Origin of the sequence: Streptomyces zhaozhouensis, assembly GCF_900230195.1 — a bacterium.
GTDB classification, from domain to species: Bacteria; Actinomycetota; Actinomycetes; order Streptomycetales; family Streptomycetaceae; genus Streptomyces; species Streptomyces zhaozhouensis.
The window spans coordinates 124,572-150,846 of record NZ_OCNE01000004.1; the positions used below are offsets into that span (position 1 = coordinate 124,572).

Here is a 26,275-nt window from a genome sequence, read left to right on the forward strand (position 1 = left end):
CTCCGTTCATGATGGCACAGCCGGTAAACGGCTGTACATGTGCTGAGACCGTTGAATCGCGTGGAAGGTTGTTCGCCGCTCGGTCACGAAAGGGACACGGGCTTTCCGTCCCGTCTTCAGCCGCATCGCCGGGCGGGCCGGGGCTCGCTCGGGGGAAGGGGTCCCGGGGGCCCCGGCCGCCGGCCGAGGCCCCCGGTCAGCACGGCGACAGGGCGGCGCCTGTGCTGGGAGCGGCACCCGGGGGGTAGGCGCCGCTTTTCGTTGGTCGAACCACTGGAGGGGGGTGCGCCGTGGCTCGCCAACGTCCTTGGCCCCCGCTCGCGTGCGTCGCCTCACGCGGGAGGCGGGGCGCTGCCCGCGAGGCCGGGGCGGCCGGTCCTCGGCGTCCCGAGAACCGGCCGTGGGGCGTGACCGGCCTGCTGTCCCCTGCTGCCCGGCCACCGCACCGGAGCGAGGTCCCACGGCGCGTGGTCCTCGCCACACCGCGCGGACCACGGCGCCTCATCGCCCCGGGGACACCACCTTCAACGAAGCCTCGGGCGGGCGGTCACGCTCCGTACGGGTGACGCGTCGTGCCCCGGTTCGGCCGGCGCCTCCCGGGGCCGGTGGGTCAGACGCGGCCCCGGCAGAGTTCCAGCAGCGTCATCGCCAACGCGGTGCCCGGCTGGCCCAACTCCGCGTGCCAGCGGCGCAGTACCTCGTTCTCCCGCGCGAGGTCGGTCCGCCGGCCGCCGCGCGCCATCCGGATGTGCTGCACGCCCTCGGAGAGCGCCATGCGCCGGCGAAGGAGACGCACGATCTCCTCGTCCAGCGCGTCGATGTCGGCGCGCGCCCGCGCGATGGCCGCCTCGGGGTCGGCGTCGGCGCCTTCGGTGCCGGCGGGGGCTTCGAGGCCGGCCGCGCCTTCGGTGCCGGCGGCCCGGGGCGGGGTGGTGGTCGTCTGAGTCGTCATGATCCGTTCTCCCTGGAACTGTCCCCCGAAGTCCGGGACCGGAGCGTCCGGCCCACGAACGCGACGACGCCCCGGGCCGGTTGATCCGGGCCCGGGGCGTCGGGGAGTCTTCATTGTCAGTGCCGCGTGCGACACTCCCCATGACAACCGACCGGGCCGGTGCCATAGGTGAAGAAGATGTGTCGCCGCTGTGCCATGCGCCCGAGTATGCCACTGCCCGCCGCCGCCCCCAAGGCCCCCGCCGCCCCGGCCCTCGCCCCGGGCCCGGCCCGTGGACGCCAGGACCGCGGCCCCCGGGCCGCCGGTAGACTCGGGCCACACCCCCACACCGCGCGCCCGCGCGGCGACCACCTCGCCGCCGCCCGGACGCCGGCACCCCGCATCACCCGCACCCATCGCATCACCGCACCGCTCGCACCAAAGACGCCGACAGGCAGCAGGCCGGGTAGGCACGAAAGGCAGTTCTGTGGCATCCGTGGCAACCGTGGCAGAGACGGCCCCCCAGGACACGGTCCTCGTCGTCGACTTCGGCGCGCAGTACGCCCAGCTCATCGCCCGCAGGGTCAGGGAGGCCCGGGTCTACAGCGAGATCGTGCCCTCCACCACCCCGGTGGACGAGATCCTCGCCAGGCGCCCGAGCGCGATCATCCTCTCCGGCGGCCCCTCGTCCGTGTACGCCGAGGACGCCCCCGGCATCGACCCCGCGATCTTCGAGGCGGGCGTGCCCGTCTTCGGGATGTGTTACGGCTTCCAGCTGATGGCCCAGGCCCTCGGCGGCACGGTCGACAACACCGGCGCCCGCGAGTACGGCCGCACCCAGCTGTCGGTGACCCGCTCCGGTTCGACCCTCTTCGAGGGGACGCCCGACGAGCAGCAGGTCTGGATGTCGCACGGCGACGCCTGCTCGGCCGCGCCCGAGGGCTTCGTGGTGACTGCCGCCACGGACACCGTTCCCGTCGCCGCGTTCGAGAACGACGAGCGCCGGCTCTACGGCGTCCAGCACCACCCCGAGGTGCTGCACTCCACCCACGGCCAGCAGGTGCTGGAGCACTTCCTCTACCGGGGCGCCAGGATCGACCCGAGCTGGACGACCGGCTCCATCGTCGAGGAGCAGGTCGCGGCCATCCGCGCCCAGATCGGCTCCAAGCGCGCCATCTGCGCGCTCTCCGGCGGCGTCGACTCGGCGGTCGCCGCCGCGCTGGTCAACCGGGCCGTCGGCGAGCAGCTCACCTGCGTCTACGTCGACCACGGGCTGATGCGCAAGGGCGAGACCGAGCAGGTCGAGAAGGACTTCGTCGCCGCGACGGGCGCGACGCTGCGGCTGGTCGACGCCTCGGAACGCTTCCTCGACGCGCTGGCCGGGGTCTCCGACCCGGAGACCAAGCGGAAGATCATCGGCCGCGAGTTCATCCGGGTCTTCGAGCAGGCGCAGGCCGAGCTCGTCGCCGAGGCCGGCGCCGCCGGGGAGGACGTGGCCTTCCTCGTCCAGGGCACCCTCTACCCCGACGTCGTCGAGTCCGGCGGCGGGACGGGCACTGCCAACATCAAGTCCCACCACAACGTGGGCGGTCTCCCCGAGGACATCGAGTTCCAACTGGTCGAGCCGCTGCGGCAGTTGTTCAAGGACGAGGTCCGCCTGGTCGGCCAGGAGCTGGGCCTGCCGGAGGAGATCGTCCACCGCCAGCCGTTCCCCGGCCCCGGCCTGGGCATCCGCATCATCGGCGAGGTCACCAGGGAACGCCTGGACCTGCTGCGCGAGGCCGACGCCATCGTCCGCGAGGAGCTGACGGCCGCCGGCCTCGACCGCGACATCTGGCAGTGCCCCGTCGTCCTCCTCGCCGACGTCCGCAGCGTCGGCGTCCAGGGCGACGGCCGCACCTACGGCCACCCGATCGTGCTGCGCCCGGTCAGCTCCGAGGACGCCATGACGGCCGACTGGTCCCGCCTCCCGTACGACCTGCTGGCCCGCATCTCCAACCGCATCACCAACGAGGTCCGCGACGTCAACCGCGTCACCCTCGACATCACGAGCAAGCCGCCCGGCACGATCGAGTGGGAGTGACCGGCGGGGGCGGGGGAACGCTCAGGAGGGGTCCCGGTGCCGGAGGGAGCGGCGGTGGGCGAGGCCGGTGCGGGCGAGGAGGCCGCCGACCATGGCGAAGAGGCTGACGGCGCTCGCCGCGTAGATCATCGTGAAGACGCGCGAGAGGGTCGTGGTGGGCGCCAGGTCGCCGTAGCCGATGGTCAGGCCCGTGGTCACCGAGAAGTACAGCGACTCCAGCACCGACCAGTGCTCGTGCACCCGGTAGAAGACCGTCCCGGTGACCAGGACGAGCAGCAGGGAGAGCGCGGCGCCGCGGAACGAGGGGGCGCGCCACGCCTCTCGTCCCGCCGCGACCAGCGCCGCCGCGAGCACCACGAATCCGAACACCGCCCCAGTCTTGGCCAGCGGCGGCGCCAACCCGGGGAGCGACGCGGGCTCAGACGAGCCGGCGCGCGGTCGCCCAACGGGTGAGCTCGTGGCGGTTGGAGAGCTGGAGCTTGCGGAGCACCGCCGAGACATGGCTCTCGACCGTCTTCACGGAGATGAACAGCTCCTTGCCGACCTCCTTGTACGCGTAACCGCGGGCGATCAGCCGCAGCACCTCGCGTTCGCGCTGGGTCAGCCGGTCCATGTCCTCGTCGACGGGCGGGGCCTCGGAGGAGGCGAACGCGTCCAGCACGAAGCCCGCGAGCCGCGGGGAGAAGACCGCGTCGCCGTCCGAGACGCGGAAGATCGCGTCGACCAGGTCGGTCCCGGTGATCGTCTTGGTGACGTACCCGCGCGCGCCGCCGCGGATGACGCCGATGACGTCCTCGGCCGCGTCGGAGACGGAGAGCGCGAGGAAACGGACCGGGTTGGCCGCCGCGCTCATCAGCTCCGAGCTGCGGCGCAGCACCTCGACGCCGCCGCCGCCCGGCAGGTGCACGTCCAGCAGCACCACGTCGGGCGCGGCGGCCTTGATCACGGTGATCGCCTGGTCGACGTCGCCGGCCTCGCCGACCACCTCGACGCCGGTCTCCTCGGTGCGGCCGATCTCGGCCTGCACCCCCGCGCGGAACATGCGGTGGTCGTCGACCAGCACCACCCGGGCGCGTCGTTCCTCCGGTGACCGGTTCATTCGGATCGCTCCATCGTCAGCTCCACCTCTGTGCCCTCGCCTGGTGTGGACCGTACCCGGGCGGTGCCGCCGTTGCGCCGCATCCGGCCCACGATGGACTCGCGCACGCCCATCCGGTCGGCCGGCACCGAGTCCTGGTCGAAGCCCGGCCCCCGGTCGCGCACCGAGACGAAGACCGTGCGGCCCTCGACCTCGGCGAACACCCGGATGGGCCCGCCCTCCCCACCGTACTTGGCCGCGTTGACCATGGCCTCACGCGCTGCCTGGAGCGCGGCGCCCAGCGGTTCGTCGAGGGGGCAGTCGCCGACGCAGACCACCTCGATCTGCACCCCGTGGTGGTCCTCGACGGAGGCGGCGGTGGCGCGCACCGCCTCGGCGAGGGTCTTCGGCTCGTCGTCGTCCTCCACCGGCTGGGCGTCGCCGGACTCGGCGGAACGGTAGAGCCAGGCGCGGAGTTCGCGTTCCTGGGCGCGCGCGAGGCGGGCGACCTCGCGGCCGTTCTCGGCGTTGCGCTGGATCAACGTCAGGGTGTGCAGCACCGAGTCGTGCACGTGGGCGGCGACCTCGGCGCGTTCCTGGGCGCGGATGCGCATGGTGCGCTCCTCGGAGAGGTCCTGCACGATCCGCACCAGATAGGGCCCGGCCAGCAGCGCGATGCCGACGACCACGGCGACCGACGCCTGGAGCGCGACGCCCAGGCTCTCGGTGGCCGCGCCGCCCTGGCCCACCACGAAGACGGAGACGCCGGCGCCGACGAGGACCGCGCCGGCCGCGCTGCGCAGCAGCGGCAGCCAGCGGCTTCTGCGGGTGGCCTCGGCCCAGGCGGCGCGGCGCGAGTTGTCCGCCTGGCGCCAGACGACCGCGGCGCCGACGCCGATGATCAGCAACGGCAGCAGGTAGCGCGAGGAGATCGGGTACTGGATGCTGCCGGCGAACGCGAAGAGCGCGACGGCCAGCACCAGGAACGCGACCAGCGACTCCTTGCCCGGCTTGCGCCAGGTCATTCTGCGGCGCGCCGGCGCGGCCGGCGTGGTCTCCGGGGCGCCGAGCGGCACCACGAACCAGAAGACCGCGTAGAGCAGCACGCCCAGTCCGTTGGAGGAGAACAGCACCAGCAGGATCACCCGGACCCAGGAGACCGGGACGCCCAGGTGCCCGGCCAGGCCCTGGGCGACTCCGCCCAACCAGCGTCCGTCCGCGCTGCGGTAGAGCTTGCGGACCGGTGCCTCGTCCCCGGCGCTCGCGTAGGGCGTGGCCATCGTCATGCCCCGCATCGTCACACGAGCCGTCCCGCCCGCACATCAGGGGTGCCCCGGAAGGGGACGTCAGGGGCGCTCTCCGGGGCTCCCCCGATTCCGTCGCGGGGCGGACGGGGAGAGGATGACCCCATGACCGACGACCGTACGTGGCCGGGGGCCGGCACCGGGCCGACCTCGACGGCGACGCCGCCGGCGCCCGCCGAGGCACCGTTGCGCCGCTCTCGCAAGCACAAGGTGATCGGCGGTGTGTGCGGCGGCTTCGGCCGGCACTACCGGATGGACCCGGTGATCTTCCGGGTGTCGCTGGTGGTGCTGTCGGTGCTGGGCGGTCTCGGGCTGGTCGTGTACGGCGTCGCCTGGCTGATCACGCCGTTCGAGGGCGAGGAGGAGAACGAGGGGCGGCGGCTGCTCTCCGGCCGGGTCGAGGGGCCGGGGCTGACGGCGCTGCTCTTCGTGGTCGCCGGGTGCGGGCTGCTGCTGGCGTCGTTGGGGGGCAGCCGGACGACGACGTGGTTCTCGCTCGAGGTGCTGGCCGCGTTGGCGGCGGCCGCCTACTGGGCGAAGTACCGGCGGGGGGCCGAGCAGGAGACGACGCCCGAGGGGACGCCGGCGCACCCGAAGCTGGCGCAGGCCGCGGCCGAGGCGCCGCCGGAGGCGCGGCGGCCCCCGGCGCCGAGCGGCCCCTCGTGGTGGCGGGGGAACGCGGGCCAGGCCAGCTATCTGTGGGGTCCGGAGCAGGCGGCGCCGGGCGACTACACCCAGACGGGCGCCCCGCCGGCCGGGCGTCCGCCGGCGCCGGGGTCGGCCGGCCGTCCCGGCGGGCCGCCGGTGCCGCCGCCGCAGCCGCGTGAGCTGCGGCTGGGCGGGCTGGTGTTCCTCGGCGCGGTGCTCGCGTTCGGCGCCGGTCTCGCGGCGTCCTGGGCCAGTCAGCCGCTGGGGCCCGCGCTGGTCGTCGGTTTCTCCTCGGCGCTGGTGGTCTTCGCCGTCGGGCTGGTGGTCAGCGCCTTCTGGGGGCGGCTGGGGGCCGGCACGATCGTCTCCGTGCTGCTGACGGGCGCGATGCTGGCGGGCGCCTCCGTGCTGCCGGAGAACATCACCACCAGCTGGGAGAGCCACGAATGGCGGCCGGGTGACGCGGAGATGGTCCGGCCCCAGTACGAACTGGGCAGCGGGCAGGCCGAGTTGGACCTGACGGGGGTGGACCTGGAGGCCGGGGGCACGTTGGCCACCGAGGTGCGGGCCGGCGCCGGCGAGGTCACCGTGCTGGTGCCCTACGACGTCGACCTGGAGGTCTCGGTGGACATCGGCGCCGGGGCGTTCACCTACCAGCCGCTGCGCGGCCTCGGGGACAACGACAACCGCGACTCCTGGGGCGGCTTCGGGCAGGACCGTCTCCTGGAGTATCCGGCCGTGGTCGACGCGGCCGAGGAGACGGAACGCGAGGCCGCGGGGGAGACGGTGGAGAACGCACGGATGGAGCTGCGGCTGGAGATGGGCATCGGGCATGTCCAGGTCCAGCGCGCGGGAGAGGAGCCACGGCCGTGAGCGACGGAGGACATCGGTGCCGGGCGGGCCGCCGCCCCCGGGTGGGGCGCCACCGGTTCGAACCGGCCCGGCTGGTGCTGGGGTTGTGTCTGCTGCCGATCGCGGCGCTCTACGCCCTGGACGCCGTCGACGAGACCGACGTGCCCGTGGCGGCGCGGTTCGCGATGCTGCCGGCCGCGCTGCTGCTGGCGGCCGTGGTCGCGGTGATCGCCGTCGCGGTGCGCCGGGCGAGGGGGCCGCGCGAGACGGCGAAGGCGCGGGAGACGGCGAAGGCGCGGGAGGCGGACGAGGTGGGCGCCGGCGAGGGGTAGGTAAGGTTAGCCTTACCTGATGAACTCTTCCGACGAGCGCCCCCGGTTCGACCATCTGCTGCACTACGTGCCCGACGTGCCCGAGGCGGTGGCCGCCTACCGCGCGGCCGGGCTGCCGGCCCACACCAACGAAGCGCGCGACGGCTTCCAGAACGGCGGCTGGCGGCTGGACGCCCGCTACGTCGAGATCCTCACCGTCACCGACCGCGCCGCGCTGCCCCGTTCCCGCTTCGAGCGGGGGGTGCGCCTGCTGGAGCCGGCGATCGAGGCGCTGTCCGGCCCGGCGGGCCCGCTCACCTTCGCGGTCGACGTGGTCGACGCGCACGCCACGGCCGCCCGGCTGCGCGCCGCCGGGCACCGGGTCGAGGTGGTGGAGATCGAACTGGCCGAGCACGGCATCTCGTTCGTCGAGGTGTTCGTGCTGGACGGGCCGTCGTGGTGGCCGTTCTTCATCACCTGCACGCCGTCCGGCGAGGAGCTGGTCGCCGGCCTGCCGCCCGGCGCGTTCGAGCGCGGGCCGCACGATCTGACCGGGCTGGTCGTCTCGGTCCCCGAACCGGAGGCCGCCGCCCGCGCGTTGGGGGAGCTGCTCGGCCTCCCCGCCGAGGGCACCCGGGTTCCGCTGCCGGGGGCCGCCGTCACCTTCGAACGCGCGGGGGACGACCCGCACACCGGCCGGGAGGCGGCCGGCGGCCACGGGCGGCTGAGCGCCCTCAGCCTCGACGGCGTCGACTCCGTCGGCGGCGCACCGTTCCACGCGGTCGAACTCCACGGGCTCGGGATCCGCCGCCCCGCCTGACTCCCGGTGGGCCGCCGTCCGTTCCCGCCGAGCCTCTCCCCGCCGAGCCCGTCCCCGCCGAGCCCGTTTCGGCCCGGCGGGGGCGCAGGCTCAGCGGAAGATCTTGCTCTTGCGCTGCGGCAGGAACCACGGCTTCGAGCCCAGCAGCCCGTCCACCGTGTACGGGCCGCCGCCCGCCAGGGCCAGCGTCACGAAGCCGAAGAGCAGCGGCAGGTCGGGACCGAAGTAGTACGGGTCCGACGACCAGGAGACGGTCAGCCAGAACGCCAGCGCCAGCAGCGCGCCCAGCGCCGCCGCCCACCGGGTGCGCAGCCCCACCAGGATCGCCACCCCGATCACGATCTCCGCGACGGCCGTCCCGTGCCCCATCAACTCGGGGGACTCCAACGCCAGATCGACCAGCCAGGGCACCGGCGAGTCGTCCTTGGCGACCGTCAGCATCCCCTCCATCGTGTCGGTGTTCATCACCGAGCTGAAGGGGCCGCCGTCCACGTACTTGTCGATCCCCGCGTAGAGGAAGGTGAACCCGAGGAACAGGCGCAGCGGCAGCATCGCCCACCGCGCCGCGGCATCCCGGACGCCTCCGGGGCCCCCGGGCACCGGGGGATGGCCGCCCAACTGGTCCGACACCGACATGGGCCGACGCCCTTTCGTCGCGGCTTTCTGGGACGGGTCAGTCTGCCACCGTGACGCGGTAGCGGCCAGACTCCGTGCCGGCCGCGGTGATCACCTGCACCTCGACCCGGCCCGGTTCGACCTCGGCCGGCACACACACCACCAGCCGGTCGTCGCGCGGGTTGTCGAACCCGCCGCGCCGGGGCACCAGCGGCACCGGCACTGTCAGGCCCCCGATCCGCACCACCGTCTCCGCCAGCCGCTGCGCCGAATCGGCGCCGGCCGGCACAAAACCCGAGCCCCTGATCTCCAGTTCGTCGCCCTGCCGGATCGGCGCCACCACCGTGCCCGGCTCCCGCACCCGCACCACGGACTGGATCACCGGGCGCGCGCCCTCGGTGTACTTGGCGCCCAGATAGGTCAGCGCGGAGACCGCGAGCAGCAGCGCCACACCCCACGGCAGGTCGGGCAACTCCCGTGGCGCCCGCGCCAGTCGCACCCCGACCAGCACCATCGCCGCCGCGTTCACCAGCAGGTACTGCGTGTCCGGGAAGCTGCCGCGCCCCGCGTCGTCGGTCAACAGGTCGGCGGGGCGCGGCCCCGCGGCCCTGACCTTCTGCATCCGGAAGCCGCGCACCCGCGTCGCCACCGTGTGCCGCACCCACACCGTCACCGCGCACGAGAGCGCGACCGCGGCCAGCAGCCCCCCACCGTGCGTGGGGCCCAACCCGTCGAGCAGCGCCGACCGTTCACCGCCGTCGCCGAGGCCGGCCAGCGTGAACGCCAGCATCAGCACGGTCACCCCGCAGAACAGCAGCCAGCCGGCGGCCACCGCGCGGGAGGTCGACAGCCGGTTGTCCTCCCCGACCAGCGGCGCCAGAAACCCGCCGCGCTCGCGGTGCGCCCGGCCCACGACCGTCAGCACGGCGGCGACCAGCGCGGCGGCCAGCAGCGCCGTGGTGCGCGCGGTCGTCCAACCCCGGTCGCCCAGCAGCGCGGTCACGCCCTGGCCCAGGGCCAGCGCCACCACCACGCCCCACAGCGCGAACGACGCGCGGTCGGCCAGCCTCGCCAGCCGGAAGCGGCCGTGCGCCTCGGTGCCGGCGGCCACCTCCCGGGCGGCCTCGGTCAGTTCGTCGGAGATCCACTGCCGGGACGCCTCGGGGGAGTGGCCCAGGGCCGGCGGTATCCCGTCGCCCCTGGCCAGTCGGTCGCGCAGCTCGGCCAGCGCCTCCTCGGAGCGGCGCAGCGCCGCCCGGGTCGACTGCGGGCAGTCGCCGCACGCGCAGTCCGCCGGATGGGCCGGCGACGCCGGGCGCGCGGCCTCCGGCGCCCCGCTCGGCGCGGCTTCGCTGGACGGCTCCTCGGCCACCGTGTTCCCTACTTCCCCCGGGCCCGGAGCGCGGGGCCGGCGACCGGCGCCTTACGCATCAACGCCGGGCCGTGGATAGACGCTCCTCGATGTCTTGTGGCCCTAGGGATTCTGCCTTACCCGCGCGCGCTCACGCGGGCCGGGTCGCGCCGCTGAACGGCATCGAGTCGACGCCCGCCAGCCGCACCGGGGTACCCGACCTGGCCGCGTGCACGATCTGGCCGTTGCCGATGTAGAGCGCGACATGGCTGTTGTCCGCGTAGTAGAACACCAGGTCGCCGGGGGCCAACTCGGAACGCGCGACACGCGGCCCGGCCGTGGCCTGCGCGTAGCTGGTGCGCGGCAGCGACACCCCCGCCGCGCCCCACGCGGCCTGCGTCAGCCCGGAGCAGTCGAACGCGTCGGGGCCCGTGGCGCCCCAGCCGTACGGCTTGCCCACCTGCGCCAGCGCGAAGCCGACCGCCGTCGCCGCCCGCGCCGACGGCGCCTCCACCGGACCCGCCGGCCGCGGCTCGTCCCGCCCGGCGCGGGCCGGGGCCAGGCCCTCGTTCTCCTCGGCGAGCAGCCGCTCGCGCTCCTCCGCGGTGCGGGTCGCCAGCAGCTCCTCCGCCTCCGCCAGCCGCTCCTCGACCGTCTCGCGGTGCCGCTCGGCCTCCTCCCGCGCCGCCTCGACCGTCTCGGCGCGCTCGTCCGCCTCGTCCCGCAACTGCTCCAGGTCGCGCAGCTTCTCCGTGACCTCGCGCACCCGCTGCGCCTGCCGGTCGCCGGTGCGGCTGGCCACGGCGGCGCGGCGCAGGTACTCCTCCGGGTCGCTGGAGAGCGCGAGGGCCAGCCCGGCCGGCATCCCGCCCGAGCGGTAGCTCGCGCTGGCGTGCGCGCCGAGGGCGTCGCGCGCGTCGTTCAACTCCTCGGTGCGCCGGTCGGACCTGGCCGCCAGCTCGGCCAGCTCCGCCTCCGCCTCCTCGGCGGTCTCGGTCGCCTCGTTGTACGCCTCGGTGGCCCGCTCCGCCTCATGGTGCAGGGTGTCGACGCGCTCCTCGACCTCGGCGAGGGTCGGCTCGGGCTCGGCCATCGCCGGCGCCTCCAGCGCGGTGGCGGCGGCGCCGGCAAGGGTGAGCCCGGCGGCGACCCGCAGGGCGGGACGTCTGGACGACCAGGGTTTTCGGTAGATGGGACGCCGCCGGCGGCGCCCGCGATGCTCGGCCATGAGGCAGGACGCTAGACCGGCGCGGACCCCGCAACCGCTCTCTGACCGGCATTGGCGGCAAACGCCCGTAGTCGACGGGAGTTGATCGAAACGATCGGGAACGGCTACCGTTCGCTCAAGGTTTGAGACTCAGCGTGATCGCTTGCGAGGGTGCCATACCTCCGCGCCTCAGGAGCTCTCCGCGGCCTCCGCCAGCGGCTCGATCAGCTCCGCGAACTCGGCGAACGGCCGGGACCCCTGGATCGGCTGCCCGTTGACCAGGAACGACGGCGGCGTGGTGATCCCCAGGTCCATCGCCTCCTCGGCGTCGGCGCCGACCGCCTCGCCGGCCTCCTCCGACTCCATGTCGGCCAACAGCCGCTCCACGTCCGGCACCCCGGCCTCCCCGGCCAGCTCCGTCAGCCCCTCATCCGAGAACCGGCCGCTCTCCAGGTGGAACTCCTCGGCGAACGCAGCCTCGTAGAACTCCCAGAACCGCCCCTGCCGCCCCGCCGCCCACGCGGCCCGCGCGGCGGCGTCCGACTCCGGCCCGTTGATCGGGAAGTTGCGGAACTCGATGCGCAGCAGCCCCCGCTCCACGTACTCCTCGACCAGCGTCCCGTGCACGCCCCTGGCGTGCGTCCCGCAGAACGCGCACTGGAAGTCGGCGTACTCGATCATGACCACCGGCGCGTCCGCCTCGCCGAGCGCCAGCGGGTCGTTCGCGTCCCGCCGTGCCAGTTCGAGCGCCGGATGGCCGTCCGGCAGCGGCACGACCTCCTCCTGGCCGCCGGCCCCGTCGGCGTCGTCGTCGTTCCCGCCGCTGACCAGCAGCGCCGCGATGGTGCCCACCAACAGGAACAACACGACCAGGACGGCCACCAGGCCCACCCCCAGCCGCCGCGGCCGGCTCGCGCCCTCCCGCACGGACCGCGAGGCCGCGGGACGGCGCGCGCTCGTCCGCCCACTCGACGGACGGCGCTGCTTCGGCTTCGGCTTACGCGAACGGGAGACCGGCATGTCCCCCAGCGTAGGCGCCCGGCGCGAAAGCCCCGGGACCGCCCGCCCCCCGCCCGGAGACCGGACGAGGGGCGGGCGGGCACCGGTCACTCGGTGGCGGGGGACCCGCCGGCGAGGTCGTCCGTGTAGGAGGCGATCCAGGCCAGGGGGGCGTTCCAGTTGATGGTGATCTCGTTGGTCGAGTACGACTCGATGTGGTCGACGAAGCACATCGCCGGGGCGCAGCCCTGGAGCAGGTCCTCGGCCACCGGGTCCTGGAGCGCGCTGTTGGGACCGCCGGCCACCGAGCCGGGGGCCGGGTTCGGCAGGCTCGGGTCCAGCTGGTTGGCCCAGAAGCGGTGGTGCTGGTTGTGGACGTCGCGCTCGCCGTGGCCCGTCACGTAGGAGAGGTTCAGCGGGTTGCGTCCCAACAGGTAGTCCAGGCCGGTCAGCACCGCGTCCCGGTAGGCGGTCTCGCCCGTCAGGTCGTGGGCCGTGGCCAGCACCACCATGTTGTTGAGCACCTGCGAGTTGGAGCCCCAGACATAGCCGTCGACGCCGAGCGGCACCCCGTACGCCTGCTCACCGGCCAGCGCGACCAGCCCGTCGGCCGCCTCGGCGACCGTGGCCCGCGCCGCCGCCAGCTCGTCCTCGTCCAGCGCGTTGGGAACGGTCGCCAGCGAGAGTCCGCCGAGCGCCGCCGTCTCACCCCAGGAGAAGCCGCCGGGCGGGAAGACGCCCTCGACGTCGCCGTGCAGCTCGGAGCCGAGCACCGCCTCCCGGTAGGTGTCCTCGCCGGTGGTGACGAACAGCTCGGCCGCCGCCCAGTAGAACTCGTCGGTCAGCTTCGCGTCGCTGTAGGCGCCGCCGCCGACGCCGTCGTCCGGGTCGGCCAGCAGATCCGGGTTGGCCACCGCCGCCGCGTACGACGACTCGGCCGCCGCGAGCAGCTCCGCCGCGAACTCCGCGTCGTACTCGGCGAAGAGCCGCGCGCCCTGCGCGGCGGCGGCCGCCACGTTCAGCGTCGCGGCCGTCGAGACCGGGTGCAGCTCACGCGGCTGGTCGTCCTCGTGCGGCAGCGTCGGCAGCGCGGTCCAGGCGGCGTCGTGCAGCTTGTGGTGCGCGAGCCCGGCCTGCTCCTCGCCCTCCGGCACCCGCATCGACAGCAGGAACTCCAGCTGCCAGCGCGCCTCGTCGAGGATGTCCGGCACGCCGTTGCCCCGCTCGGGAACGGCCAGCGCGCCGTCGCCCAGCGGCTCCCCGTCGGCGCCCTCGGTGGTCAGGGTCCGCTCGTAGGAGGAGAGCAGCTGCGCCACGGAGATGCCGCCGTTGACCACGTACTTGCCGTGGTCGCCCGCGTCGTACCAGCCGCCGGCGGCGTCCAGGGTGTAGTCGCAGGCGTCCTGCCAGCAGGTCACGCCGTCGTCACCCTGGTTGGGCGCCTCGTTGACGTGGCCGGCCGGGCGCGCGTACTCCTCGCCGACCAGCTCGGCGTCGATCTCGATGCCGCTGCGGTTGTGGTAGAAGTACGCCAGCGCGTCGGTGCGCAGCGTCTCGTAGAGGTCGTCGCCGATGGCGAACGGCTCGCTGGTCTCCTCGCCGACGGTCACCGTGTACCCCTCGCCCGGCGTGGTGAACGCGCCGAAGTCGAAGGCGTGCACGTTCTCCTCCGACGACGGGTCCACGCCCAGCGGGGTGGTGGTGCCGGTCGCGACCTCGGCGCCGGAGGCGTCGGCGAGGGACCAGGGCAGCGCCTCGGTCGACTCGGTGACCAGGGTGCCCTGCTTGGGGCCCTCGCTGAGGTAGCCGACCTGGTTGACGCGGACCGGCGAACCGGTGTCCGGTTCGTAGACCGGCGGTTCCGCGCCGCCGGTCAGCGAGATGTCGTCGAGGCAGAGGGTGAACGCCTCGTCCTGGCCGCCCACCTGGAAGACCAGCTGTGCGGCCTCGTGGTCGGCGCCGGCGGTGAAGACGTGGGTGAAGGTGGTCGCCTCCTCGCCGATCCGGTCGGCGGCGGCCAGTTCCGCCGTGTACGGCTCCTCCGCCTGCTGCACGTTGGTGCGGCTGACGAGGGTGGCGGTGGCGCTCGCGGTGTAGCTCAGCTGGTAGGACTCGCCCGCGGTCAACGGCAGCTCGTCCTGGCCGATGATCGCGTCCCAGGGGTTGGTGGTGCCGCCAGGCACCTCGGCGCAGAGCTGGCCGTCGACGACCTCGCCCGGGTTGTCGGCGGTCCACCACCAGGGCGCGGTGGTGCCGTCGGCGAAGTCGCCGTTGACTATCAGCTCGGGGCCCTCGGCCGACGCGGGGCCCTCGGCCGCGCCGGCCTGGGGCAGCGTCAGCGCGCCGGCGATCAGGCCGGCGCCGAGTGCGGCGCCCAGCAGGCGTCGGCCCCGCGTGGCGCGGGGAAGCCGCCGGGGGGCGGCGGGGGAAGGACGTGGGGTCACGGCTCGATCCTTCGACGGAGCGGATGGGGTTCGCTGCGCTGTTCTGTCGACGGGCTGCGCGTGGTGCGACGGGTGCCGCCGCGCGTATGGGAGCGCTCCCAAGCTGTCGAAGTATCGTCGAACGAGTGACAGGAACCCGTCAACCCCCTGGAGCCCGCCGGTGGGCGACGGAGCGGTGCTCACTAGACTTCCGTGGCATGGGAGTAGCCATTGATCTGGTCCTCGCGCTGCACATCATCGGCATCGCCGCGCTGCTCGGCGGGGTGCTGGCGCAGGTGAGGGCGCTCGGCGCGGGTGAGGCCCTGGTGACGCCGGGAATGTTGCACGGGGCCGCCACCATGCTGGTCACCGGACTCGCCCTGGTCGGGCTCAACCAGGCCGACGACCAAGAGGTCGACAACACCAAGATCGCCGTCAAGCTGGCGCTGCTGGTCGTGATCTCCGTGCTGGTCTATATCAACCGCGGCGAGAAGGTGTCGTCCGCGATCATGGGAACCATCGGTCTGCTCACGGTCGCCAACATCGTGATCGCCACCGTCTGGTAACCGGTCGGAACCCGGCCCCGGGCGTTACCCCTGCTCGACCCGCCCCGCGCGCACCGTCAGTTGACGGCCGGCGAAGCGGGCGCGGAGACGGCGGTCGTGGGTGACGACGACCAGCGTGCCGTGGTAGTCGTCGAGCGCGGTCTCCAGGTCCTCGACCAGCGCGGGGGAGAGGTGGTTGGTCGGCTCGTCGAGCAGCAGCACGTCCACCGGCTCGGTGACCAGCCGGGCCAGCTCGATGCGCCGCCGCTGGCCGTAGGACAACTCCCCGACGCGCAGGCTCAGTTCGGACAGCTCGAAGAGCCCGAGCGAGAGCAGCGTCCGGATCTGCTCGTCCAGGTCGCCGGCGCCCTCCCTGCCGTGGGCGAAGGCGCGCAGCACGCTGTACCGCTCCGGCCAGGGCGTCTCGCGCTGCCGCAGATGGCCGACGCGGCCGGGGACCGTGACGGTGCCCGACTCCGGCGTCAGCTCGCCGGCGATCAGCCGCAGCAGGGTGGACTTGCCGGCGCCGTTGGGCCCGGTGACCAGGATCCGTTCGTCGTGGCCGAGCCGCAGCGCGTCCACGGTCAGCCGGCCGGGGACCGTCACCCCGCGCAGCGCGACGGCGGGTCCCTCGTGCGCGGTGCCGGTCTCCTCGACGCGGCCGGTGAACCGCAACGGCTCGGGCGGCGGCGCCACGGGGTCGGAGGTCAGCCGCTCCACCCGTTCCCTCGCGTTGCGGATGCGACTGGCCGCGCCGTGCTCGCGACCGCGTTGGCGGAAGGCGCCGTGGCCGAAGGCGGCCATCGGCGCCTTGCGGGGGATGGCGTCCAGCCGGTCGACGTTCGCGTCGGCGATCCGCTCGTTGCGGGCCAACTCCTCGCGCCACTCCTCGAAACGCTGGAGCCGCCGGCGCCGCTCGGCGGCCTTGGCGCGCAGATAGCCGGCGTAGCCGTCGCCGTGCCGGGTGACGGCGCCGGCCTCGACCTCCAGCACGGTGGTGGTCAGCCGTTCGAGGAAGACCCGGTCGTGGGTGACGGCGACCACCGTCCCCCGGTGGGCGCGGAGCTGCTCCTCCAGCCAGCCGACGGCCTGGTCGTCGAGGTCGTTGGTGGGCTCGTCGAGCAGCAGCAGCTCGGGGGCGGCGGCGAGGGTGGCGGCCAGGGCGAGCCGGGAGCGCTCCCCGCCGGAGAGGGTGCCGACGGCGCGGTCGCGCGCCAGCCCGGGGAGGCCGAGGGCGTGCAGCGCGATGTCGACCCTGGCCTCCGCCTGGTAGCCGTCGCGGGCCTCGTAACGTTCCACCAGCGCCGCGTACTGGGCCATCGTGGCGGTCAGCGCGGGTCCCTCGCGCGTCTCCATCGCGCTCTCGGCGCGGCGGATGCGCTCCTCAAGCTGGCGCAGGTCGGCGAGCGCGAGGTCGACGGCCTCCTGGACGCTGGCCTGCGGCGGCAGCGCGAGCGTCTGCGGCAGATAGCCGAGGCCGCCGGGTGCCGAGACGGTCAACTCGCCCTGGTCGGGCCGCTCGAACCCGGCGGCCAGCCGCAGCAGCGTGGACTTGCCCGCGCCGTTGTCCCCGATCACGCCCACCTTCTCGCCGGGACCGACGGCGAGCGTGACCCGGTGCAGCACCGTCCTGCCGTCGTACCGCTTGGTGATGTCACGCAGGGTGAGTTGCGAGGTGGTGGCGAAGGACACGGGTCTCCCCGGGGTGGTGTGGGGCGGGCGCGGGAGCGTGCGCGAGGTGAGCCGCGCGCCGGGGGCTCAGGAAGAGCGCGTCACGGCAGCGTAGACGGAGCGGCCCAGGGCTGGCAACGGTCACGGAACGTCACCCGGGGTCAGTCGTCGAGCAGCGCCGCCACCGCCTCGATCTCCACCAGCTGGTCGTCGTAACCGAGCACGGTCACCCCCAGCAGGGTGCTGGGCACGTCGTGCTCGCCGAAGGCGTCCCGCACCACCTCCCAGGCCGCCACCAGGTCGGCCTGGTCGGAACTGGCCACCAGCACCCGGGTGTTGATCACGTCGGTCAGCCCGGCGCCGGCCTCGGCCAGCGCCGTGCGGAGGTTGGCCACGGCGACGGCGGCCTGGCCCGCGTAGTCGCCGACCGCCGCGGTGGAACCGTCGGCGTTCAACGGGCAGGCGCCGGCGAGGAAGACCAGTCGTGCCTCGGCGGGAGCGGTGGCGGCGTAGGCGTACTCCGCGACATTGGAGAGCGCGGCGGAGCGGATCAGGGTCACGGCTTTCGGCACGGTGGCGCCTTTCGCTGGTCGGGGGTGGTGCGCGTGCGTGATCGTCGCACGCCGGCGCCCGCGCCCGCGCGTGAATTCGCTTGCCGCCGCCCGGCGGATGGGCTGGGGTGGCGGCCATGAGAGTCGGAGTGGTCGGACTGGGGATGGGCCTGCATCTGGCGCGGTGGTGCCGACGGGTGGGGATCGAGGTGGGGATGGTCTGCGACCGTGACCCGGCGCGGCTGTCGGCCGCGCTGGCGCGGATCCCGGGGGCGGCCGGCACGGACGACTGGCGCGCGCTGCTCGACGCCGGCCTCGACGGGGTGGTGCTGGCCAACGACTTCGACGCCCACGCACCGCTCGCCGTCGCCTTTCTGGAACGGGGCGTCGCCGTGCTCTCGGAGACCGCCGCCTGCGTGGACGAGGAGGAGGGGCGGCGGCTGATCGCCGCGGCCGAGGCGTCGAGCGCCAGCTACTCCTTCGCCGAGAACTACCCGCTGATGCCGGGCACCCGACTGCTGCGGCAGGCCGTGGACGCCGGCGAGCTGGGGCGTCTCCAACTGGTCGAGGCCGACTACCTGCACGGCCTCTCCCCGGAGGCGCTCGCGGAGCTGACCGGCGACCCGGACCACTGGCGGGGCCGCATCGCGCCGACCGCCTACTGCACCCACACCCTCTCGCCGATCCTGGCCCTCACCGGCGCCTGGCCGGTCGAGGTCTCCGCGTTCCCCGTCGACGAGGGGGAAGCGACGACGGCGGTGGTGCTCGTGGTCCGGCTCTCCAGCGGCGCGTTGGCGGTCAGCCGCTTCTGCTTCCTCCAGGGCGAACCGGAGGGTCACTGGAGCGCGGTGACGCTGCGCGGCACCCACGCGATGGCCGAGTCGGTGCGCGCCCCGGGCGAACGCGCCTGGTCGGTGCGGATCCGCCGCGAGGCGTGGGCGACCGCGGAGGGCACCGCGGCGCACGAGGAGGAACGCGTGCCCCCGCGGCTGCTCCTCGACGGCGCGGAGGTGGAACGCGAACGGGAGGCCACCGTGCTGCTGCTGCAGGGCTGGCGGGAGACCGTGGAACGGGGGCGGCCCCCGCTGGTGCCGGTGCGGCAGGCCGTCGCCGCCTCGCTGGTCGGCGTCGCCGGCGCGCGCTCCCTGCGGGAGGGCTCCCGGCCGGTGCCGGTCCCCGACGTCAGCCCGGGGGCGGGGACGTCCGGCTGACCTCGGCGGCGGCCGACCGGGGCCGCCGCCCGGTGGGCGGGCGGCGGCGCCGACGGTGCGGTGGCTCAGGCCGGGCGGACGGCGCTGTGCCAGGGCATGTTGTCGATCGACTCGTACTTGATGACGTCGTTCGGCTTGGGGGCGTGGATCATCTGGCCGTCGCCGACGTAGAGCCCGACATGGCTGATGTCGTCGTAGAAGAAGATCAGGTCACCCGGCTGTATCTGGTCGCGCGGGATGGTCGTCCCGATGTTGACCTGGTCCCAGGTGACCCGGGGTATCTCCACGCCGGCCGCGCGCCAGGCCGCCTGGGTGAGCCCTGAGCAGTCGTAGCTGTTGGGCCCGGTGGCGCCCCACACGTAGGGCTTGCCCAACTCGCCCTCGGCGAAGGCGATCGCGGCCTCGGCGAGGGAGGCGTGGTCGCCCGAGTCCGGCGGGGTCTCGGGCTGCTCCTCCCGCTCCTCCCGCTCCTGGCGCTCGCGCTCCTCCTGTTCGCGCCGCTCCTGCTCCTGCCGGGCCTCCTCGGCGCGGCGGGCGGCCTCCTCCTCTTCGAGGCGCTCCAACTCCTCCAGCTCGGCCTGCTCCTCCTCGTCGAGCTGGTCGAGCAGGGCGCGCGCCTCCGCGAGCCGGTCCTGGACCTCCTGCTTCTGCGACTGGAGCTCTCGCTCCCGCTCCTCCAGCTCGGCCAACGCCTCGGTGGCGGCGTCCCGTTCCTCGTCGGCCGCCTGCTCGCGCTCGGAGAAGCGGTCCAACGCGTGCTGCTGGAGGCTGGTCAGGCGGTCGAGCGTGTAGCCGATGTCGAAGAAGCTCTTCGGGTCGTCGGCGAGCAGCATCGCGGCGGCGTCCGGCAGCCCGCCCGTGCCCGCGCGGTACTGGGCCGCGGCCATCGCGCCCAGCGTCTGCCGGGCCTCGTTCACCTGCTCGGTGGCGGCGTCCGCGGCGGCCAACGCCTCGTCCACCTGGCCCTGTTGAGCGTCCACGTCCTCCTGGGAGGCGTTGTAGTGCTGGGTGGCGACGCCCGCCTCGTGGTAGAGCGCGTCGACCTGCTCCCGCACCTCGCGGGCCCGCTCCGCGGCCGAGGTGGCGCGGTCGCGCTGCTCCTCGATGCCCTGCGGCTCGTCGTCGTCGGCGAAGGCCGGCTGACCGAACAGCGTCGCGGAGGCGAGCGCGCACGCGCCGAAGCCGACGGCTCCACGGCGGGCGGACGGGGACTCCAGGATGCCGCCGCGCGGCTTGCGGTGAGTACCCAAGGCCGGTGTGTCTCCAATCCCTGGCCGGTCGTGGGCTGCTGGCGGCCGGGGGCCGCGGCGAGGGAGATCTCCACGAACGGAGGCGGCCCGTGCCGCCGGGTGCGGCGTCAGGGGAGCGAGCCACCTGTCGCCGCACGCTAGTCACTGGGCGGGGCTCTTGGGAAGGCTGATGCGCGATATGACCGAAACCAAGTTGTGATCTTTGCCTCGTGATCGCTTCTGACGACGAGGGCCCCGCGCGGCTCGGGTGGACCGTCGACCGCGGCTCGGCGGACGGTTGCTCGCGCGGTCCCCGCGCCCTTCGCACCGGGCGGGCGGCCGTCCGGTCAGGACGGGTTGTCGCGCAGGCGGCGACGTTCCCAGCGGTTGGGGTGGCGCACCGTCGTGCCGGCGATCCCGCAGGTGCCGGTGAGCCACACCGTCGGCGCGCTCTCCGGCGCGTCCTCCCCGGTGCGGTCGCTCAGCCCGCCGATCGCCGGGTCGACGCCCGTGGTGTCCACGCGCCAGCCTTCCGGCACGACGAGGGTGACCCCGCCCATGTCGCCGTGCACCTCCACCTCCGTCTCGCCCAGCGGCAGTTCCGTCCGGGTGAAGTCCAACTTGGCGCCGCCGAGACCGCCCGTCACCACGATCCTCGGCGGCACCTGCCAGCGGCCCACCCGCTCCACGCCGTGCAGCCCGCCCTTGAGCACCAGCGGCGCCCCGCCGTCCCGCGGGGGCCGCGGGCCCATGGACGGCGGCTGGCGCAGGTGCGGGCCCGGCAGGTCGGCGGTCAACGGGGCCAGGTCGCCGTAGGTCTTCGCGGAGAACGCCGCCTCCAGCCGTTCCTCCAACTCCTCCAGTTCGAGCCGGCCCTCGCCCGCCGCCTCCCGCAGTCGCTCGGCCACCGCCTCGCGGTCCGCGTGCGAGGCGCGCAGCCCCGCCCTGGGGTCCGCCGTCTCACGCCCCTCGGCCGCCGGGGCGGCGACCTCCGTTCCCCGTATGTCCCTACCCCCCGCGTCCCCGGGCTGACTCACGGATGTCATGGCGCGCTTTCCCCTCCCTGTGCGCTGGCCCCGCCTGCCGGCGGAGGCGGTCCGGCGGCGCCGGACCCTCCCTCTCAACGTAGCCGCGCGCGTCGCCCGCGTCGCCTTCCCCGGCACGATCTCGGGGCCCGCTCCGGGCGAACCCCGGGACGGACCCGGAGACTCCCCCGAGCGCGCCCCCGGGGTGACCGGACCGCGCGCCCGCTGTCAGTGGGGCCCTCTAGACTCGGTGGGCGATGAGCGGCCTCTTCGACGACCAAGCCCTGGCGGACCTCGACCCCACCCCGGACGAGGGGCCGCCCCCCGAGCCCGAGGACGCGCACGGCGCCGATCCCGAGGGCATCCCCGACGACCTGTTCGCCGGCACCTTCGCCGAGCCCCGGGCCGCCGAGGAGGACGCCTACTACCGCAACGGCGCGCGCAAGCCGCTCACCGACCCCGCCGCCCTGCTGGACGGGCTCAACGAGCAGCAGCGCGCCGCCGTCACGCACAGCGGGGGGCCGCTGCTGATCGTCGCCGGCGCCGGCTCGGGCAAGACCCGGGTGCTGACCCACCGCATCGCCCATCTGCTGTCGGCGCGCGGCGCGCACCCGGGGCAGATCCTCGCGATCACCTTCACCAACAAGGCCGCCGGCGAGATGCGCGAGCGGGTCGCGGAGCTGGTCGGCCCGCGCGCCCAGGCGATGTGGGTGATGACGTTCCACAGCGCCTGCGTCCGCATCCTGCGCCGGGAGAGCCGCCAGCTCGGCTTCACCTCCAGCTTCTCGATCTACGACGCCGCCGACTCCAAGCGCCTGATGGCGCTGGTCTGCCGGGACCTGGAGCTGGACCCGAAGCGCTTCCCGCCCAAGTCGTTCAGCGCCAAGGTGTCCAATCTGAAGAACGAGCTGATCGACCCGGAGGACTTCGCGGGCCAGGCGACCGACGGCTTCGAGAAGACGCTCTCCGAGGCGTACACGATGTACCAGGCGCGGCTGCGCGAGGCCAACGCGCTGGACTTCGACGACATCATCATGACCACCGTCCATCTGCTCCAGGCGTTCCCCGACGTCGCCGAGCACTACCGCCGCCGCTTCCGGCACCTCCTGGTCGACGAGTACCAGGACACCAACATCGCCCAGTACACGCTAATCAGGGAGCTGGTCGGCGAGCCGGGCGGCGCGGTGGAGCCGGCGGAGCTGTGCGTGGTGGGCGACGCGGACCAGTCGATCTACGCCTTCCGGGGCGCCACGATCCGCAACATCCTCCAGTTCGAGCAGGACTTCCCGCAGGCGGCGACGCTGCTGCTGGAGCAGAACTACCGCTCCACGCAGACGATCCTCTCCGCGGCCAACGCGGTGATCGCGCGGAACGAGGACCGTCGTCCCAAGCACCTGTGGACCAACTCGGGCGGTGGCGCCCGGATCACCGGCTATGTCGCCGACACCGAGCACGACGAGGCCCAGTTCGTCGCCGACGAGATCGACCGGCTGACGGACGCGGGCGACGCCAGGCCGGGCGAGGTCGCGATCTTCTACCGCACCAACGCCCAGTCCCGGATCTTCGAGGAGGTCTTCATCCGGGTCGGCCTGCCGTACAAGGTCGTCGGCGGCGTCCGCTTCTACGAGCGGCGTGAGGTCCGCGACGTCCTGGCCTATCTGCGGGTCCTGGCCAACCCGGAGGACACGGTGCCGCTGCGCCGCATCCTCAACGTCCCCAAGCGCGGCATCGGCGACCGCGCCGAGGCGATGATCGAGGCCCTGGCGCTGCGCGAGCGGATCTCGTTCGCCCAGGCGCTTCGCCGGGTCGACGAGGCGTACGGGATGGCGGCCCGCTCGGCCAACGCGGTCCGGAGGTTCAACGTGCTGCTGGAGGAGCTGCGCACGGTGGTCGAGTCCGGTGCGGGTCCGGCCACGGTGCTGGAGGCGGTGCTGGAACGCACGGGCTATCTGGCCGAGTTGCAGTCCTCCACCGACCCGCAGGACGAGACCCGCGTGGAGAACCTCCAGGAGCTGGCGGCCGTCGCCCTGGAGTTCGAGCAGGAGCGGGCCAACGCGGAGGACGAGTCGCCCGGCACGCTCGCCGACTTCCTGGAGCGGGTGGCGCTGGTCGCGGACTCCGACGAGATCCCGGACGAGGAGGACGAGGGCGGCGTGATCACGTTGATGACGCTGCACACCGCGAAGGGACTGGAGTTCCCCGTGGTCTTCCTGACCGGCATGGAGGACGGGGTCTTCCCGCACATGCGGTCGCTGGGCAAGACGAAGGAGCTGGAGGAGGAGCGCCGGCTGGCGTATGTGGGGATCACCCGCGCCAGGCAGCGGCTGTATGTGACGCGATCGGTGCTGCGCAGCGCGTGGGGGCAGCCGCAGCACAATCCGCCCTCCCGGTTCCTGGAGGAGGTGCCCGAGGAGTTCATGGACTGGCGGCGCACCGGCCCGACGGTCAGGGCACCGGAGCCGAAGGCCCCGGTGGTCGCCCGCCGCGGCGGCGCTCCTGCCGGCGGGTTCGCCACCGGCCGCAAGCCCGACCGCCCGGTGGTCTCGCTCGCCCCGGGGGACCGGGTGACGCATGACACGTTCGGGATGGGGCGCGTCGTCGCCGTCCAGGGCGAGGGCGACCGGGCCGAGGCCAGCATCGACTTCGGCGGCGAGAAGCCCAAGCGGCTGCTGCTGCGGTACGCGCCGGTGGAGAAGCTTTGACCTGCGGGTCCTGACTCTGTCGCTGTCCTGTCACAGACCGGGGAAAGGGGTTGTCGCCGGGCAAGCCGGGCGGTGGGATGTCTCCCGTACGTTCGGAGCCCCGTGCACCTACCGCTCTCGCGGGGCGCGCTCTACTTCTCTTCCTCAGGGGGAACCCATGAGCCAGCCCTGGCAGCAAGGTCCGCAGGGCGGGTACGGAGGGCAGCCGCCGCCGCAACAGCCCCAGGGCCCCGGCCCGTACGGGCAGCAGCAGGGGTACGGCTACCCGCAGCAGTCCCCGCCCCCGCAGCAGGGGTACGGCTACCCGCAGCAGCCGCAGCCCGGTTACGGGCAGCCGCCGCAGCAGCCCGGTTACGGCGGTCAGCCGCCCTATCCGGGCCCCGGGCAGCAGCCCGGCCCGTACGGCGGCCCGCCCGGCGGCTTCCCGCCGCCCCCGCCGCCCGGCGGGGGCGTGAACAACCCGCTGCTGGCCGTTCTCGCGGCGCTCGGCGCCACGCTGATCGCGAGCATCGTGTACGCGATGATCTACAAGGAGTCCATCGACGAGCAGACCGGCGAGGCGAGCCAGTACCCGTGGCTCTTCCTGCTGGTCGGCGCGTTGGTCGCCGTCGGCCCCGCGTTCCTGACCCGGCGCAACTACGGGGTCTGGGCCGCCGCCGCCGTGCTGGCGCTGGTCGCCGCCGTGGCCGGCGAGTTGTACGGCATCGCGCTCTTCGTCGCGGAGAGCATGTCCGACCTGGACAGCGAACTGGCGGCGGCCAACGGCGTCGAGGTCAAGAACGCGGTGGAGATCTTCTTCCAGGACTTCGGCGATCTCTGGGACCTCTGGACGGAGGTCATGGAGGCGGACAACTACCTGATGCTCGTGCTGGCCCCGGTCAGCGCCGTCGGCCTGTGCGCCTCGATCGACAGGAAGCGCCGCCGCTGAGCGCCGACGACGGTCACCCGACGGCGGACGCGCCGGTCCCGGAGGGGGCCGGCGCGTCCGCCGTGTGTCGCGAGCGGGCGGGGCCTATGTGGGTTCGAGGCCCTGGTTGCGCAGCCAGGTCAACGGGTCGATCGGTGAGCCGCCGCCGGGCCTGACCTCGAAGTGCAGGTGGGGTCCCGTGGAGGTGCCGGAGCTGCCGGAGTAGGCGATCACGGTGCCGGCCTGGACGGAGCCCGAGTAGAAGACCGTGGACTGGAGGTGCGCGTACCAGGTCTCGGTGCCGTCGGGGGCGGTCAGGATCATCATGTTGCCGTAGCTCGGGTGCGACTGGGTGGTGATCACGCCGTCGGTCGCGGCCCGCACCGGGGTGCCGTAGCCGACCGGGAAGTCGATCCCGGTGTGGGTGGACATCCAGTTGACGCCGGCCTGGCCGTAGTAGGCGCTCAGCCCGCGCTGTTCGACCGGCAGGAAGAACTTCTGCCGCGCGGCCTCGATGCGCGCGGCCTCCTCGGCCGCCGCCTGCTCCTCGGCCTCGATCTGCGCGGCGAGATCCATCCGGCCCTGGGTGCGGCTGGCGCGGTCCGCGTAGTCGTCGGCCGCCTGGGTGAGGCCCTGGAGCTGGGTGTTGAACTCCTCGTTGGCGGCGATCTCCTCGACCTCGGAGGGGTCGGGGGCCGCGACGGGCGGGGGTTCGGTGGGGTCGGAGGAGTTGGTGACGGTCGCCGCGGTGGCCGCCGCCGTGACGCCGAGCACCGCGAGGGACGGCGCGGCGACGCTCAGCAGCGCGGACCGGCGGGACTTCGGGCAGCGTCGCCGCCCCCGGTCGAGCGGCTTGCCGACGGCGGCGGGGCGGGGGGTGAAGGCCCGTTCCCCGGCCGCGGGCTCCGCCGGCCCGTCGTCGGGCGCGTCCTCGCACGCGGTGTCGTTCCACACGCCGACCGCCGGCTGCTCGCCGGTCTCCTCGGCGGCCCGTTCGAAGGTGGCGGTCTCCATCGCGGCGAACGCGTCCGGCTCGACGGCCCACCCGCCGGAGGGGGTCGCGTCCTGGGCGCTCCAGTCGCTCCACTCGCTCCGCACGGCCTCGAACTGCCCGGTGTCGAACCGCGGCGTCTCGAACTGCCCGGTGTCGTGACGCGGCGCCTGGTCGCCGCCGAAGGAGTCGCCGGCGTACGTGCCCTCGGCGTAAGCGCCGTCGGGGTACGTGTCCGCGGCGTAGCCGGTGGTGGCGGTGCCGTACCCGTCGCCGTAGGGGGAGTCGCCGGCGTACGGGTCCGTGCCGTACCGCTCGGCGGACGGGGCGAACAGCCCCTGGTCCTGCGGCTGTTCGTTCGTCGGCGCGGACTGCCGCGGATAACCGCCGTACTCGGCCGGCTGGCTCTGTTGTTCGGGGTAGTAGGCCGGGAAATCCTGCTGCCGGTAGGCCGGGTCCTGGTAGCCGTCGCCCTGGTAGCCGTGGCCGGCCGCGCCCGTCGGGGCGGCGCCCCACGCGGTCCCGGCGCCGCCGGTGTCGTACCCCGCGCCGTCGAACCCGGTGCCGTAGCCGCCGTACGCCTGCCCGTAGCCGTATCCCTGGTCCTGTCCGCCCGAGGGCGTGTAGGTGTCCTGATGGCCCGTCATCTCGCCCGTGCCCTGGGCGGTCGCGTAGTGCCCCGCGTAGCTGTCCTGGGGGCTCTCGCCGAAGCCGGGGGAGGGAAAGGATCCGAGGCCGGAGTAGTCCAACTGGTCGGGGGCTCCCGACAACAGACGATCGCTCACCGACCATGCCTTTCGGCTCGACAACAGGAGCTGGGG

Annotated in this window: 22 protein-coding genes; 8 read left to right on the top strand and 14 right to left on the bottom strand. The window is 74.0% G+C overall.

The features are described from left to right. Nucleotides 1–610 precede the first annotated feature (610 nt). Nucleotides 611–952, bottom strand: coding sequence for a chorismate mutase (locus CRP51_RS08605; protein ID WP_097230445.1), 342 nt, complete (start codon nucleotides 950–952; stop codon nucleotides 611–613). Nucleotides 953–1,427: 475 nt separating this feature from the next. Between CRP51_RS08605 and guaA the strand changes: the two genes are divergently transcribed. Further along, nucleotides 1,428–3,014, top strand: coding sequence for a glutamine-hydrolyzing GMP synthase (gene guaA / locus CRP51_RS08610; protein WP_097230446.1), 1,587 nt, complete (start codon nucleotides 1,428–1,430; stop codon nucleotides 3,012–3,014). Nucleotides 3,015–3,035: 21 nt separating this feature from the next. Here the strand turns inward: guaA and CRP51_RS08615 are convergent, their stop codons facing one another. Genes CRP51_RS08615 through CRP51_RS08625 form a run of 3 tightly spaced genes read right to left on the bottom strand, consistent with a single transcriptional unit; the run spans nucleotide 3,036 to nucleotide 5,378 of the window. Continuing rightward, nucleotides 3,036–3,383, bottom strand: a complete 348-nt coding sequence (locus CRP51_RS08615; RefSeq protein ID WP_170970469.1) for a potassium channel family protein — start codon at nucleotides 3,381–3,383, stop codon at nucleotides 3,036–3,038. A 49-nt stretch (nucleotides 3,384–3,432) separates the two neighbouring features. Continuing rightward, a complete protein-coding gene (locus CRP51_RS08620; RefSeq protein WP_097230448.1) occupies nucleotides 3,433–4,113 on the bottom strand; it encodes a LuxR C-terminal-related transcriptional regulator in 681 nt (226 codons plus the stop codon). Then, the gene (locus CRP51_RS08625; protein ID WP_097230449.1) at nucleotides 4,110–5,378 is read right to left on the bottom strand and encodes a PspC domain-containing protein; all 1,269 of its coding nucleotides are present in this window, start codon (nucleotides 5,376–5,378) and stop codon (nucleotides 4,110–4,112) included. Before CRP51_RS08625 ends, CRP51_RS08620 begins: the two co-directional genes overlap by 4 nt. Nucleotides 5,379–5,501: 123 nt before the next feature. Here CRP51_RS08625 and CRP51_RS08630 point away from each other — a divergent pair, with 123 nt between their 5' ends. The 3 genes from CRP51_RS08630 to CRP51_RS08640 are packed head-to-tail and all read left to right on the top strand — an operon-like array spanning nucleotide 5,502 to nucleotide 8,027. Further along, on the top strand, nucleotides 5,502–6,917 hold the full coding sequence (locus CRP51_RS08630) for a PspC domain-containing protein (protein ID WP_097230450.1): 1,416 nt from the start codon (nucleotides 5,502–5,504) through the stop codon (nucleotides 6,915–6,917). After that, on the top strand, nucleotides 6,914–7,228 hold the full coding sequence (locus CRP51_RS29115) for a hypothetical protein (protein WP_245880451.1): 315 nt from the start codon (nucleotides 6,914–6,916) through the stop codon (nucleotides 7,226–7,228). Before CRP51_RS08630 ends, CRP51_RS29115 begins: the two co-directional genes overlap by 4 nt. A 19-nt stretch (nucleotides 7,229–7,247) precedes the next feature. Next, nucleotides 7,248–8,027: a VOC family protein gene (locus CRP51_RS08640; RefSeq protein ID WP_097230452.1), complete on the top strand. Its 780-nt coding sequence runs from the start codon at nucleotides 7,248–7,250 to the stop codon at nucleotides 8,025–8,027. A gap of 90 nt (nucleotides 8,028–8,117) precedes the next feature. Here the strand turns inward: CRP51_RS08640 and CRP51_RS08645 are convergent, their stop codons facing one another. From CRP51_RS08645 to CRP51_RS08665, 5 genes are all read right to left on the bottom strand, one after another. Continuing rightward, nucleotides 8,118–8,663 (bottom strand): DoxX family protein, encoded by a 546-nt coding sequence (locus CRP51_RS08645; protein ID WP_097230453.1) that lies wholly within the window; start codon nucleotides 8,661–8,663, stop codon nucleotides 8,118–8,120. Between the two features lie 37 nt (nucleotides 8,664–8,700). Beyond that, nucleotides 8,701–10,014: a hypothetical protein gene (locus tag CRP51_RS08650; protein ID WP_245880452.1), complete on the bottom strand. Its 1,314-nt coding sequence runs from the start codon at nucleotides 10,012–10,014 to the stop codon at nucleotides 8,701–8,703. Nucleotides 10,015–10,144: 130 nt separating this feature from the next. Beyond that, nucleotides 10,145–11,221, bottom strand: coding sequence for a C40 family peptidase (locus CRP51_RS08655; RefSeq protein WP_097230454.1), 1,077 nt, complete (start codon nucleotides 11,219–11,221; stop codon nucleotides 10,145–10,147). Nucleotides 11,222–11,389: 168 nt separating this feature from the next. Beyond that, entirely contained in the window at nucleotides 11,390–12,082 is a 693-nt protein-coding gene (locus tag CRP51_RS08660) for a DsbA family protein (RefSeq protein WP_245880453.1), read from the bottom strand. A gap of 224 nt (nucleotides 12,083–12,306) precedes the next feature. After that, on the bottom strand, nucleotides 12,307–14,643 hold the full coding sequence (locus tag CRP51_RS08665; protein WP_439333130.1) for a glycoside hydrolase family 9 protein: 2,337 nt from the start codon (nucleotides 14,641–14,643) through the stop codon (nucleotides 12,307–12,309). Nucleotides 14,644–14,840: 197 nt separating this feature from the next. On the opposite strand from CRP51_RS08665, the gene CRP51_RS08670 reads away from it, so the two are divergent. Then, on the top strand, nucleotides 14,841–15,188 hold the full coding sequence (locus CRP51_RS08670; protein ID WP_097230456.1) for a hypothetical protein: 348 nt from the start codon (nucleotides 14,841–14,843) through the stop codon (nucleotides 15,186–15,188). Between the two features lie 24 nt (nucleotides 15,189–15,212). Here CRP51_RS08670 and CRP51_RS08675 read toward each other — a convergent pair whose 3' ends face one another. Together CRP51_RS08675 and CRP51_RS08680 are read right to left on the bottom strand one after the other, a co-directional pair. Further along, nucleotides 15,213–16,859 (bottom strand): TlrC/CarA/OleB/SrmB family ABC-F type ribosomal protection protein, encoded by a 1,647-nt coding sequence (locus tag CRP51_RS08675; protein ID WP_097230457.1) that lies wholly within the window; start codon nucleotides 16,857–16,859, stop codon nucleotides 15,213–15,215. A gap of 140 nt (nucleotides 16,860–16,999) precedes the next feature. Then, nucleotides 17,000–17,410: a RidA family protein gene (locus CRP51_RS08680; RefSeq protein WP_097230458.1), complete on the bottom strand. Its 411-nt coding sequence runs from the start codon at nucleotides 17,408–17,410 to the stop codon at nucleotides 17,000–17,002. A gap of 116 nt (nucleotides 17,411–17,526) precedes the next feature. On the opposite strand from CRP51_RS08680, the gene CRP51_RS08685 reads away from it, so the two are divergent. After that, nucleotides 17,527–18,600: a Gfo/Idh/MocA family protein gene (locus CRP51_RS08685; protein WP_097230459.1), complete on the top strand. Its 1,074-nt coding sequence runs from the start codon at nucleotides 17,527–17,529 to the stop codon at nucleotides 18,598–18,600. 65 nt (nucleotides 18,601–18,665) lie between these two features. Here the strand turns inward: CRP51_RS08685 and CRP51_RS08690 are convergent, their stop codons facing one another. Together CRP51_RS08690 and CRP51_RS08695 are read right to left on the bottom strand one after the other, a co-directional pair. Then, entirely contained in the window at nucleotides 18,666–19,850 is a 1,185-nt protein-coding gene (locus tag CRP51_RS08690) for a C40 family peptidase (RefSeq protein ID WP_097230460.1), read from the bottom strand. Between the two features lie 326 nt (nucleotides 19,851–20,176). Next, nucleotides 20,177–20,875 (bottom strand): DUF1707 SHOCT-like domain-containing protein, encoded by a 699-nt coding sequence (locus CRP51_RS08695; RefSeq protein ID WP_097230461.1) that lies wholly within the window; start codon nucleotides 20,873–20,875, stop codon nucleotides 20,177–20,179. 236 nt (nucleotides 20,876–21,111) lie between these two features. Between CRP51_RS08695 and pcrA the strand changes: the two genes are divergently transcribed. Further along, the gene (pcrA, locus tag CRP51_RS08700; RefSeq protein WP_097230462.1) at nucleotides 21,112–23,556 is read left to right on the top strand and encodes a DNA helicase PcrA; all 2,445 of its coding nucleotides are present in this window, start codon (nucleotides 21,112–21,114) and stop codon (nucleotides 23,554–23,556) included. A gap of 157 nt (nucleotides 23,557–23,713) precedes the next feature. Then, nucleotides 23,714–24,484 (top strand): hypothetical protein, encoded by a 771-nt coding sequence (locus tag CRP51_RS29120; RefSeq protein WP_212615860.1) that lies wholly within the window; start codon nucleotides 23,714–23,716, stop codon nucleotides 24,482–24,484. 84 nt (nucleotides 24,485–24,568) lie between these two features. Here CRP51_RS29120 and CRP51_RS08710 read toward each other — a convergent pair whose 3' ends face one another. Beyond that, on the bottom strand, nucleotides 24,569–26,239 hold the full coding sequence (locus CRP51_RS08710; protein ID WP_245880454.1) for a M23 family metallopeptidase: 1,671 nt from the start codon (nucleotides 26,237–26,239) through the stop codon (nucleotides 24,569–24,571). Nucleotides 26,240–26,275: the final 36 nt, after the last annotated feature.